General features: G+C 44.2%; 9 protein-coding genes. All 9 read right to left on the reverse strand.

Translation table 11 applies throughout. From position 1 onward, the window contains the following. Positions 1 to 39 precede the first annotated feature (39 nt). Positions 40 to 495 (reverse strand): protein-disulfide reductase DsbD domain-containing protein, encoded by a 456-nt coding sequence (locus tag QQL36_RS01730; RefSeq protein ID WP_083720310.1) that lies wholly within the window; start codon positions 493 to 495, stop codon positions 40 to 42. Between the two features lie 49 nt (positions 496 to 544). Further along, positions 545 to 1,237 carry a phosphoribosylformylglycinamidine synthase I gene (gene purQ, locus QQL36_RS01735; protein ID WP_321568686.1) on the reverse strand — a complete coding sequence of 231 codons (693 nt, stop codon included), beginning with the start codon at positions 1,235 to 1,237 and terminating at the stop codon, positions 545 to 547. A 160-nt stretch (positions 1,238 to 1,397) separates the two neighbouring features. Continuing rightward, positions 1,398 to 2,384 (reverse strand): hypothetical protein, encoded by a 987-nt coding sequence (locus QQL36_RS01740; protein ID WP_143708677.1) that lies wholly within the window; start codon positions 2,382 to 2,384, stop codon positions 1,398 to 1,400. Between the two features lie 52 nt (positions 2,385 to 2,436). After that, complete coding sequence (locus tag QQL36_RS01745; RefSeq protein ID WP_321568687.1) at positions 2,437 to 3,027, reverse strand: Crp/Fnr family transcriptional regulator; 591 nt, start codon at positions 3,025 to 3,027, stop codon at positions 2,437 to 2,439. Positions 3,028 to 3,036: 9 nt separating this feature from the next. Continuing rightward, positions 3,037 to 4,110: a tetratricopeptide repeat protein gene (locus QQL36_RS01750; RefSeq protein ID WP_083720306.1), complete on the reverse strand. Its 1,074-nt coding sequence runs from the start codon at positions 4,108 to 4,110 to the stop codon at positions 3,037 to 3,039. 86 nt (positions 4,111 to 4,196) lie between these two features. Next, a complete protein-coding gene (locus QQL36_RS01755; protein ID WP_083720305.1) occupies positions 4,197 to 6,533 on the reverse strand; it encodes a mechanosensitive ion channel family protein in 2,337 nt (778 codons plus the stop codon). Between the two features lie 60 nt (positions 6,534 to 6,593). Continuing rightward, the gene (locus QQL36_RS01760; protein WP_321568688.1) at positions 6,594 to 9,302 is read right to left on the reverse strand and encodes a M14 metallopeptidase family protein; all 2,709 of its coding nucleotides are present in this window, start codon (positions 9,300 to 9,302) and stop codon (positions 6,594 to 6,596) included. A gap of 9 nt (positions 9,303 to 9,311) precedes the next feature. Continuing rightward, on the reverse strand, positions 9,312 to 10,760 hold the full coding sequence (locus QQL36_RS01765) for an amidohydrolase (RefSeq protein ID WP_083720303.1): 1,449 nt from the start codon (positions 10,758 to 10,760) through the stop codon (positions 9,312 to 9,314). Next, positions 10,760 to 13,477 carry a M14 metallopeptidase family protein gene (locus QQL36_RS01770; RefSeq protein WP_321568689.1) on the reverse strand — a complete coding sequence of 906 codons (2,718 nt, stop codon included), beginning with the start codon at positions 13,475 to 13,477 and terminating at the stop codon, positions 10,760 to 10,762. The genes QQL36_RS01765 and QQL36_RS01770 overlap by 1 nt, the downstream gene beginning before the upstream one ends. Between the last annotated feature and the right edge of the window lie 5 nt (positions 13,478 to 13,482).

A 13,482-nucleotide genomic window follows, 5' to 3' on the forward strand; every position in this document is an offset into this window, starting at 1 on the left:
GTGTACGGAAAAACTGTGGTGTACAGCTTCCTGTATTAATTATTTTCCTCCTACGGAAATAGCAAAGTCTACTGATTTCGGAGGCAGACACTCATGATCATCACAGGTCATGAATTCTACAGATCCTTTTACCTTGGTAGCTGCTTTACCTTTCACGGTTACTTTTTGTACGAAGTCTACCTGATTTTCGTAGTATTTCAGCTCTGAGTCAAAGTTCTTGTCGAAAGCCTTATGCAGCTTACCAACTTCAGTCACCTTACCCTCGTTTACTACCAGTGGGCTTTTGGTGAACTTGAAGGAGGTAGGTACCGGACCTTCTCCCGCTTCCTGTGCATACAGGTGCCAGCCACCTTCTATAGTAGCTGTCATGTGCAATTCATACGTGGTAGCGTTGATCTTCTTCGACGTAAAGCTCCACTTCACCGGATTCTCTATCTGCGCACTTGCCAGCAGGGGCAAAGCGAACAGACAGATCGCTGTTAATAATTGTTTCATACGTTTTTTTTAACTGGTTGGCTGATTTTATACTATACTTCTAAACAAATCAGTTGTTGTTGATCAGGCTCTGGAATATCAGCTGCCCATCGGTATTTCCCAGTACATCGCGGGTAGCCCTTTCAGGGTGAGGCATCATACCAAATACATTCCGCTCCTTGTTGCAGATACCTGCAATGTTCAGGGTAGCACCGTTTGGATTTGCATCTTCCACTACGTTACCAAATTCGTCGCAATAGCGGAACAGGATCTGGTTGTTCGACTGCAGACTTTCCAGCGTCGCCTTATCAGCATAATAGCGGCCTTCACCATGTGCTACCGGAATCATCAGCGGACGACCGGTTACATCCTTAGTCATGGAAGCAACAGTATTTTCACTCTTCAGGTACACATTTTTACAAACGAACTGTTGATTCTCATTGCGCAACAGGGCGCCAGGTAACAGACCCGCTTCAACAAGGATCTGGAAACCATTACAAACTCCAATTACACGACCACCTTTATTTGCAAATTCGATCACGCTCTGCATCATTGGGCTAAAGCGGGCAATAGCACCACAACGCAGATAATCGCCATAAGAAAAACCACCTGGCAGTACAATGCAATCTTCTGTATTGAACATGCTGAGGTCTTTATCCTTGTGCCATAACTCTATCACTTCCTGCCCAAGGTCATTACGCAGGGCGTCTATCATATCATGATCGCAATTAGAGCCAGGAAAGGTGACTACGCCGAATTTCATATTAAATAGTTGAATTTTATGATCTTAAATATATCTTATTGATTTTAACCAATATTTACGACCTAGACCATTGGACGCAAAGTACCGGAAAAACCACAAAATTACTGTGCCGTTTGCACATTTCCATAGCCGTTCAAAATAAAAGCCGCTGAGAGGGGCCTTAATGATTCGCACTAAACCACTGCATCACAATCACATAAGCCACCGTTAATAGGTGGATTACATTAGCCATGGTATTATTCCGGATGGACCAGTATACATTGGCGACGAACATAGACAATGGCAATATAGCCAGTACCCAGTAAGCTGGAGAGAAATGTATATTAAAGAAAGGAATCAGCATGGCTACGAACACATATATCACCAATACTCCCCATATCTTCCTGCCCTGAATCAGCATCTTCTTCAGGCTTCGCTGCAACAGCAGCCATCCTAACAGGAAAAATACTACACTGATTACAATGGCACCCCATACCTTATAGTGCAACATGAGCTCTATGGAAAAACCAATTCTTGGGATTTTTGTGAATAATGCCCATTGGTCTGTGAGGAAAAGATAAGTACCCAGCAAATACAGCGGACCTACCAGTCCCAATACGGCAATAATCCATTCTGCCAGTCGGAACGGTCTCATTATCAACAAACTCATTAACAATAGCAGACAGAATATAATGGCCGGGAAATAGAATAATCCACAGATACCAAGTGCAAACCCTATATTAAATACCACATCTCTGGCGGAGGTGCGGGTATATAGCAATGTAATGGAAGAGAATACCCACAGCATGATGAGGTTCACGAGCAAAGCAGGTGAAAATACATTCCAGCCTTCCAGCAGGGAGGTGAAAAGCATGTATGCCATGGCAGGTAAATAGTTCGGCTTGGCAAAAAGACGCTGGTGATTCACAATCTTAGTGATCAGCAAAGCCTGCAATAACAGGATCATGATAGCCAGGGAGGTAAAAAAGAACGGACTGGGACCTACGAGTGCCTTCAGCCATTTTACCAGCAGGTCATATAATAACCCTTCAGAGCCGTCGGCCAGGTAAGTAGCCGGATGGAGAAGGTAATAGAACTTTACTACCAATGTATATATTAACAGTAGTAATACTGTTAGAGGGTTGCCGGAGCGGAAGAATTTAACCACAATCTAGTTCTCTTTTCTACTTTTGAAAGCGTTCCAAAGGTAAAGTAAAATATTAATTTTTTTTCTGCATGCGCTTTCTGATCCTGCTCAATGATGGACCCGCTATGCCCAGGTAGGATGCGATATGATATAACGGCACCTGGTTCACCAAATCCGGATGCTGCTCCACCATCTGTACATACCGCTCTTCCGGACTCTTAAAGAGAAAATCCTCTGTATGCTCCATCATCAGGTTAAAAGCCACCTCGGCTATATATCTCCCAAACCGCTCCCACTCATGAGATTGTTTATATAATGCATGTAAATGATCGACATGTATATATAAAATGGTAGACTCTACCATACTCTCCGTATAAAAATTACAGGGCCGACGGGTCAAAAAGCTCTTAAAAGCTGTCACCATCTGGTTCGTTGTATAAAACAACATGTTCTTCTCCTCCCCTGTCTCCGCATTCACATAATAGGTGCGGAACACGCCATCCACGATGAAACCCAGATGCTTACACACATTCCTGTACTCATTATAATACTCCCCCTTCTGGTACGTCCGCAATTCCCAATACGGCAATGACAAAGCAAAACTCTGCTCGTCAATACCGCAAAAGCTCCTTACCGCCGTTTCTAATTTTTCCAGTTCAGTCATGCACTAAAGTTAGTACTTCGCTCTATAAAACTTGTTCTCCTGTGTAATCTTCAAAGGATTCTTCTTAAACCATCCGATAAAATCCTCCCATTCCTTCTTATGTTCCCCTCTCCATTCTTCAAACTGCTTATCATCTCCTTCCGCAAGGATCCAGTAATTATATTCCTCCATGAAACCCGCATCTTTTACTTGCTGCTCATAGTCAAACAAAACGACCGGTGTCTTTTTCGCAAGTGCCATATTCTGGTAGTTTTCCACAAACCGGGTCCTGATCCTGTTTAAAGAAGGTAAATTAATAATCTTCTCCCCTGCCACGGACAGCAGCAATACAGGTTCATACACCATCACCCCAAAAGGCAGGTTGTACTTGCCATCCGGAGAAATTGCCATCACATTCTGCTTGCAAAAGCTCACCGTCACCAATGTATCGTCTTTAAACTGAATTTCCCCTTTATACGTCAGGTACAACTGCTTACTAATCTCGTCCGTCCGCCTGGAACCTCGTTCCAGGTTCAAAAAGATCTCTCCATATATCATCCCCCATACCTCTTCCTGTGTGCTCAGAAAGATTTTGGACGCCCAGTAATAATTGGAAGGAAACATAGGATCTACCTCGATCCCCTTTTCAAAATAACTTAAAGCTTTATTATAATCCTTGATACCGATCTCCATCACACCCCGTTCCAGGTACAGATTACCTGCATCCGGAAATGCCTTTAACCCTTTCTCATAAGCATCCAGGGCCTTATCCCGCTTGCCGGTCAGGTCATAGGCATTGCCTAGCAACTGGTATACCCTGCTGTTGATATCCTTCCGCTTTGTCAGCTTTTTGGTAATATCGATCGCAGCTTTATAATCCTGTTGCATGTATTTCGAGTACGCAATCTCGTAATAATAACTCCATTCATCCGGGTTCAGTTTAATCGCTTCTTCGAGCAATGGTATTGCTGCTGCTGGTTTTCCGTCCTCCATCATTGCAATGGCTGCTTTATACCTGGCATCCGCCGTATCCTTGTTAGCCTGTGCCATAGCAGCTTGTCCCATCCAAATGCTCAATAACAGTAATAAGGTAATTTTTTGCATAAGAGGTTAAGTCGTTACGAATATAGGATGAAAAAAAAGCCCGGACTCCATAAGGAGTACCGGGCTTTTCTTTTTTAACATTTTTTTTATTGGGTCACAATACCCTTTTGCTCAAAATAATTGTATATAGCATTATTGATCTCTGCCTCTATCACAGTGACTTTCATGATGTCTCTGCACCAGAAAGCAATCCTTACAGACATGGTACCCGCACTGACCAGGTTCATAATAATCTCAACCTCTCTTCTCCCCAACACCTGCTCATTGGCGATGATCAGCTCTTTCAATTCCTGCTTCACAGTTTCAGGATCTTCCAGCCTGGCTACCTTATAATTGAAATTGATGCGGGCACTGTTATTACTCAGGGTCCAGTTGGTAATTTCTTTCGAAAGCACATCCCCGTTTGGCAATATCACCTCTGCCCCATCTTCGGTAAGCAGAGTACTACTGCGGATCCCAATCTCTTTTACACGACCTTTGTTACTACCAATCTCCACCATATCACCAATACGGAGTGGGCGGTCAAAGATCAGGATGATACCGGATACAAAGTTGTTGACGATGCTCTGTAAACCCAGACCAATACCCACACCCAAAGCACCCAGGATCACAGTAATCTTATCAACAGGCAAACCTGATGCACTGATAGCCAGCAGGAAAGCAAGCACCAGCAAGATCAGCCTGGTCACCAGCAATCTGGAACGCTGCCCCTTATCATCAAAGGCGGCATCGTCACCGATATCCCCAAAGAAATAGGCAATGTACTTCTGTAGGAAATTCGCCACCCAGATAATACCCAGGAACAATATCACCCCGCCAATAGTGAAGGAACTACTGCCAATGACAACAGAAGTCTGGAACAACGTCTTCAGGCCATCGTTGAATGTATCATAGATATTCAGGTTGGTGCTGAATACAATCGCCCAGATCAACACCGCCAGCACAGATATAAACCGGAAGAGGGATTTCTTGATATCTGCCACATCGAAGTGCTCAGGATAGTGCTTACGGATACGACTACCTTGTATTTGCAGGAGAAATGCCTCGATCGTTAATTGTACAAAAATGCTGAGACTCGCTACCTGTGCCAGTGCATATACCGCTGTGGAACTAAAGATCTGGGACAACGTCACACGACCAAACAGGTTCATTAATACTGCCAGCACATTCAGGAAGGTATACAATATCACCGCCCACCACATCAAACGATATTCTTTGCGGAAACTGCGGATCTGTATAAATAATACCCCAATTACAATCGCTACTACATCATGCACCACATTCGCATACCGCATAAGGCGCATAGGTAATCCTAATACCCTGATGATAGGCAGGAAGAGGAATAAGAGCATGAATAAACCCCAACCCATAAAGATCTGGCGGGGTAGTAATTTATAGAAGACAGGTGTCAACAACACCATCAGGAAAAACTGTGTCGTCTCTATATAAATAGCCGGTGCATTGTGATCAAATAAAGGCGCCAGGTTCAGGATCAGTACAAACGTCATAAGCCATGGTAACGCCTTGACATATTTGAAATCAAACTCCTTGATCGCACTGAGCTTATTTAATTTCTTCAGACTCCGGAAGTTAAAATTGATCCAGCCAAAGAATACAATGCCTATTATCCATAACAGGGAGCGCTTGCTGCGGGTATTTTTGAAGTAGTAACCTGCCAGCTTTTGCTCTGCATTCACAGACTTCTTAAAACCACCGGTAGGAGGTCTTCGTCCCAGCTCGGAAACGGGTTCCCACAGGTAGAGACGTTCTTTCGTAAATGCACGGCCACCGGCTGTTTTCAGGGCATCTTCTGTCTGATACCCCAATTCTTCGATGGTGATCGCATTGGTAGAAACTCTTGCCTTCAGGTCATTGAGGATAGCGGTATTAGATTTTACCAGACTATCCGCTCTTTTGAACTTGGTACGTAAAGTTTGCAGTTGTGGCGTAAAGGTGGCTCTGAGTACAGAATCCTTGAACAAACCACGCATCAGGGTATCCTTTCGGAGGTCCCGGATTTCCTTTTTGACCTCATCCAGTTTCTGGTCATAACCATTTAGTGTCTTTCCGAATTCTCCCATGGTATTGTTCAGTTCTTCCAATAAGGACTGGTACATCTGGAGGTTTCGGATATTGAGACTCCTGTCATTGCCGGAAAAACGGTCTTTCAGTATTTCCAGTACAGAATCGGCATCTTTCAGATGGGACTGGATGTCCGGAAGATGGGTAAAGGAACTCGTAACCAGTGGTACTTTATTCATGGTCTGAAAAACTTTTTCAAACCCGGCCAGGTAATCACTTCTTGTTGGTTGGTTATTGTCGCCGAATAAGGTCGTGTCGGAGCCACGTTGTGGTACTTTTTGTGCCAATGCGATACTACCGGTGTACACCAGCAGTAAAAGCAGAAGGATAGGTTTTTTCATGTGTGCTGTTGAATAGTACCGGAAATATAGGTGGAATTTTTGGTACAAAAAAAAGGGGGCTTATTGCCCCCCTTCCTGATATAGTGTGTTGAATAATAACTTAAACGTGCCGTGCGACTGTCCTCTGAAGGTGACTTCCGGTCCATAAGCATAAAACATTCCTTTGCCAACCGGTGCACAAAACGCTGCTACACCGTCTTTTAGGTAAGCTTGTCCCCAAGCCCATCCACTATGAAGTGGCGTTTCCGAAGTAAACCAGGCAATGGGTTTTACTTCTTTTGCACCTGCATCAATTTTAAAAACAGGGCTGTTATCAAAATTGATGTCACCAGTAGCAGGCATACCATATGCCGCCATTAGTGTACTATCAAATTGAGCCTTTAATATACTACCAGGTATAAAGTACTTCGTACCCGGCAATGGCTTTCCATTTTCTACCAGTGCATTCTTCACAGGTAAGCCTAAATGATAAGCGAGGTTCGTACTGGTACCGATAGTAACTATATTACCACCTGCTTCTAAGAAGGCCTTTAACTGAGGGATGGATGTGTCTTTGGTGATCTTACCGAGCATGCCACGATATTGCTCAGGGATTTCATTTGGTGAAGGCGCTTTTTGTGCAAAACCATAACGGTTTGATTCCTCTCCTGAAACAGGTGGGATGGCTCTTGTTACAAATACAATGACATCGTAGTCTTTCTTCAGATTGCCTTTGTCAATGTCTTTTGCATAGATCACTTTGAATGGGAAGTGGTATTGTTCTAATAACCATCTTACCCAACCGGAAGGAATGGAACCACCGTAACTATCCCACAATGCAACGCGTGCAGGTTTTACGGCTGCCAGATCAGCTGGCTTTTTGCTCAAAGGCTTTATATTGATGGATGCACCACCTAATATATCTACTGCTGCTTTCTTATTGCTTACATAGAAATCGCCCGTCTTTGTTCTATACACATCTACCCCTTCGTTCAGCAATTTGTTAACGACTGTGAATACATCATTCTGTTTACCACTAAGTAAATAACCAGCTTTGCCTGCTGGCAATGTTCCTGCCTTCACCTCCTGCAATTCACCATAAGGCAATTGTGCAAAAGGACCCCTAAAATCATTCAGTATCCTGTCAAACTGCACACCCATCTGGTAAGCCAACGTCCACCCTGCAGCATCATAAGGATGAATAGGAGGACCTCCCGGATACTGAAAATCATTCGGGTGATCCTGTGGTTCAAACATATCCAGTACATGCGGACGAAACGCCTGATTCGTACGAACAATAAAGGACCCCGCAGGATATTGTTGCCCTTCTATCGTAAAGGCAGTAGTCGCTTTCTGCACACTGATACCAGTTTTAATCAGTGCATTGATAAACTTCACAGCCGTAGGAAAATCTGCCTGATCCGCTGATATGATATACCCTCTTGGATCACGTGTAGCAGGATTCTTATACACCGCATCATAGTATGACATCGGAATATTATTTCCACGCTTCATCCAGCCATAAGGATCACTACCATCATCTTTAGTCGTATCATTCTTATCTTTTTTATAAGCAGCAGTAATAGCATTCGCACCTTTTGGAGATAATGTCCAGTTATCCCTGTTACCACGATCTATCGCATTCTTCCCCATCTTATAAATGTTGTACAACACTTCATCACGCTGTCTGGCAGCATAATCCAGCACAGAATAGTTCAGCGATACGGAATAATCGATTGACTGCCGGAAGTGCCATACATCCTGTGGCAATACCGGATTTGGTGTAGCACCATTCGGAATTAAACGCTGTGGTACTACAGGTACTTTTTCAGGTGTTGGGTTCCCAATGATCTCAGTAAGCAACCCGATCATATTGTGAAACTGTGTCGTAGTACGTAATCCACCATTATACCAGGTGGAAAAACCGGAACCATTCAATCTGGTATACCCCGGTTTATCTTCCGCATTCAGGCGATTGTACATAGCCGCACCCAATGCATCGATACCCGTAATCATCAAAGGATCGAATACATAATTGAACGGATCGCGGTATGGAGGCCCTGCTAATACAGAGCCTTCCGGACCGCGTTGGTGATGATTATACATGATCTGGGGCATCCATTCTAAGAACAGCTGCTTACCCATATTTACACTCTCGCTCATGTTCATCATATAGAAGTCACGGTTATTATCGTGACCAATATACTTTTGATACAACACAGGCACCTGGTCTGTAGTACGCTTCAGCGTATCTGTATTACGCATGTACCAGTTAGCCACCAGCTCCTGTCCATCAGGGTTGGCGTGCGTCATCAATACTATCACATTATCCAAAATGCGTTTTGTTTCATCATCATTTCTGCTGATGAGTTGATACGCCGTTTCGATCAACTGATGTGAACCCACCACCTCTGTTGCATGCAATCCTCCATCTATCCACACTACAGCTTTACCTGTAGCAGCCATCGCTCTTGCCTGTATTTCACTGATACCTTCTGCACGTGCCAGTTGCTGTGAAATCTTTTTATACTTTTCTAATTGCTGGATATTTTCAGGTGAAGAAATAACGAGCATATACTGATGCCTGCCTTCTTCAGTCAATCCAATATCCACCAGTTTTACACGTGGACTGGCAGCTAGCTTCTGAAAATACGCAGCTGTCTGTGTATAATTTGCCAGCTTGTAATCATCTCCCATATTAAAACCAAAATGTTCTTTGGGAGAAGGTACGGTTTGCCCATACAAAGTAGTGGCGCAAAATAATATGATGACGGACAATAACTGTTTCATACAACTATTTTATTTCTTCCTGTAATCCAGTGCCGGGGCTCTATCGCCCAGCATGGCTTCGTACTTGAAATCTTTTCCTCTTCGCTCTTTCAGTTCAGCCTGTGCAGATGTAACTGCCGTAGGATCATTGAACAGGTCATAGGCAGTGAGTGCTATCGTCTTGGCAGCTACCATCATTCCTTTCGCACCAATGCTGGAACCAGCAGCGGCCACGTTCTGCCAGCTATGCCCACCGGAACCCGCTACAAAAGTAGCCGCGCTCATACCTGCTGTAGGTGTCACCCAGCTTACATCTGCAACGTCAGAAGAACCGATACCGCCCTCTTTTACAATCGTGAATGGCTGTACTTTCATAGAAGCACTATCCATATCAGGAATGTTCTTCTGATCGATAAATGAAGATTGAATCTTCTTGCCAAATTCCTTTTCTTCAGCCGTATATTTAAATCCACCCACCAGATGCAGGTTCTTATCCATCATGTGAGACAGTGTTTCATTCGGCATCATGTTATACACACCACCGATGATTTCATATTTCATGGTAGTACCCGTTCCCATTGCCGCACCTTCTGCACATTTCACCAATCTATCCCAGGTATCTTTTACAACCTGCATATCCGGATGACGTACGTAGTAGTATACTTCTGCAAAAGCAGGCACTACATTCGGCGCATCACCACCTTTGGTGATCACATAGTGAATACGGGTATCCTGTTGGACATGCTCACGCATCATATTCACCATATAATCCATCGCCTCTACCCCATCCAGTGCAGACCTTCCTTTTTCAGGCGCACCTGCAGCGTGAGAAGCGATTCCATAAAATCTAAACTTTGCATTTTTATTGGCTAACCACGGAGCTAAACCCGCAGAGTTATCATTGCCCGGATGCCAGTGCAACACAGCACTTACATCATTGAATAAACCAGCTCTTACCATATACACTTTACCTGAACCACCTTCTTCTGCCGGGCAACCATACACTCTTAAGGTACCTTTGCCACCACTTGCTTTCATCCAGTCTTTCACTGCAACAGCAGCAGCTACGGATGCGGTACCAAACAGGTTATGTCCACAACCATGCCCTGCACCCTCCGGTACAATCGCCTTCTTTTCAGGGTTGGCTTCCTGCGATAATCCAGGCAGTGCATCAAACTCTGCAAGAATACCAATCACAGGTTCACCACTTCCATAAGTAGCGATGAAGGCAGTTGGAATACCTGCAATACCTGCTTTCACTGTAAACCCTTCCTGTGTCAGTTTCTCTTGCAGCAATGCAGAACTTTTCACTTCCTGGTAACCTACTTCTGCAAATCCCCAGATCTTTTGCTCTATGGTTGTATACGCAGGTGCCTGCGCATCCAATGCTGCAATGATCGCCGTTTTATCTTTATTTGCTTTCTGTGCATAGACAAAGGCAGGTGCACAACAAAGCAGGGACAATATTACTTTCTTCATTATTTATACAATTGGTTGAATAGTAACTTAAAGGTGCTATGTGATTGTCCACGGAATGTGATCTCAGGACCAAAGGCATACAATTTACCACTGCCTACAGGTGCTACGAATGCAGCCACACCGTCTTTCAGGTAACTCTGTCCCCATGCCCATCCACTGTGTAAAGGAGTGGCAGTAGAATACCACATCAGCTTCTTTACATCACCACTGATGTTGAACACAGGACTACGATCAAAATACACATCTGTCTTTGCATGCATACCGGCATTTTCGGCAGCCGTAGTATCTACATCTGCAATCAATAAGCTACCCGGTATATATAGTTTACTACCAGTTAATGTCTTATTCGTTTTAGGATCGATGAGTGCATTTTTCACAGGCAGTTTTAAATGATAGGCCAGATTCGTGCTGGTGCCAATCGTAACAATATTACCACCCGCTTCCAGGAATTTCTTCAACTGAGGAACAGAAGTATCTGCAGTGATACGACCTAACCATGGTTTGAATTCAGCAGACAACTCTTCTGCCTTAGGCAACTTGCCAAACCAGTAACTATCTCTCTTTGGTTTGCCTGTATCAGGAATAGCCCCAGTGGCAAATAAGATGATATCATATTTCTTACGCAGGTCCCCTTTGTCAATTTCCTGTGAATAAATCATGGTACACTTATAATGATATTGCTCCATCAGCCATTGCATCCAACCGGCAGGAATAGAACCACCATAAGTATTCCAGATGGCAATCCGTGCAGGCGCTACAGCCTTTAATCCCGTAGGCGCCACATCAGCAGCAGTGACGGTTATACCCAGTTCGGTAGTCGCTTTTGTTAATATCTCTGTTGCTTTTGAAGAAACAGGTACATAGAACATACCTGAAGATATACGGGATACTTTTACACCTGCATTCAGCAGATCATTCACGGCAATGAATACATTATTGCCGGACGGGCTCAGGTAATATCCTTTTTTCCCAACAGGTAATGTCTTTGATGCCGGTGATTCTATCTGTCCATAAGGCAATTGTGCCAATGGCACATTTATTGCATCCAGTACCCGATCGAATTTCACCCCCATCTGGAAAGCCAGTGTCCAACCCGCTGCATCATAAGGTCTGATAGGAGGACCTCCCGGATACTGAAAATCATTCGGGTGATCCTGTGGTTCAAACATGTCTAATACATGCGGACGAAATGCCTGTGCTGCTTTTACTACATAAGAACCCGCAGGATATTGCTTACCTGCTATAGTAAAATCAGCAGTTGCTTTGTGAATAGTCACACCTGCCCGACTCAGTGCATTGATGAACTTCACCGCTGTTGGAAAATCTTCCTGATCTGCAGGAATGATATAAGCCCTCGCATCCCTGTATATGGGATTTTTAAAATAAGCATCAAAGAAGTTATTCTTTATAGTATCTTCTTTTCCAAGTGAAAGATCTCCACCACCTTCTTCTTTTTTAGCGGTATCTTTTTTAGTGGTATCTTTTTTAGATGCCGCCAACTTAATACTATCTACCAGGCGTGGATAGAACGTCCAGTGATCTTCGTTCCCTCTGTCAATCGCATTCTTACCCATATGATAGATGTTGTACAACAACGTACTCCTATATTTCGCAGCATAATCCAATACCGCATAGTTCAGCGAAACGGAATAATCTATTGACTGACGGAAATGCCATTCCTGTGGCACCACCGGATTAGGTGTCGCACCATTTGGAATCAACCTGTCCGGCGCCAATGGCACAGTCTCAGGTGTAGGCCCCCCAATGATCTCCGTCAGCAAACCCACCATGTTATGAAAGTAGGGTGCTGTACGCAACCCACCATTCCACCATGTGGAAAACTGAGATCCTCCCCGTTGTGTATACCCCGGTTTATTCTCTACATTCAAACGGTTATTCATAGCCGCACCCACTGCATCTATACTAGTTACTATGAGCGGATCAAATACATAATTGAAAGGATCACGATACGGAGGTCCTGCCAGTACAGAACCTGCAGGTCCACGCTGGTGATGGTTGTACATGATCTGCGGTATCCATTCTACGAACAGTTGTCTGCTGATGTTCTGGCTCTCTTTCATATTCATCATATAAAAGTCACGGTTGTTATCATGGCCTACATACTTCTCATACAACCTTGGAATGTTCATGGCCCGCTTCTTTGGATCTTCCGTTCGCATATACCAGTTGGCTACCAGCTCCTGTCCATCAGGGTTGGCGTGCGTAAAGAGGATGATCACATTTTGCAGGATGTTCATTGTTTCCTCATCTGTACGCGACACTAACTGGTACATACTTTCTATGAGCTGATGAGAACCGACTACTTCCGTAGCATGTAAACCACCATCAATCCATACCACCGCTTTACCTGTTGCAGCCAGTGCGTGTGCCTGATCATCGGTAAGACCTTCGGCATGTGCCAGTTGCTGGGAAATAGTTTTGTACTTTTCCAGTTGCTGGATGTTTTCAGGTGCAGAGACAATGAGCATGTACTGGTGCCGGCCCTCTTCTGTGAGACCAATGTCTACCAGTTTCGTTCTGTTGCTGGCTGATAGTTTTTTGAAATAAGCTTCCGTTTGTGTGTAGTTGGCCAGTTGGTAATCATCTCCGATATTGAATCCAAAATGTTCTTTCGGAGAAGGGATCTGCTGTTGTGCCCATGCTGTGGTCGTTGAGAGCGTGAGCACCATCAGCATGCCGTAGAATGTTCTAGTCATAAGCC

Source organism: Chitinophaga sp. LS1 (assembly GCF_034274695.1).
In the GTDB taxonomy this organism is placed as follows: domain Bacteria; phylum Bacteroidota; class Bacteroidia; order Chitinophagales; family Chitinophagaceae; genus Chitinophaga.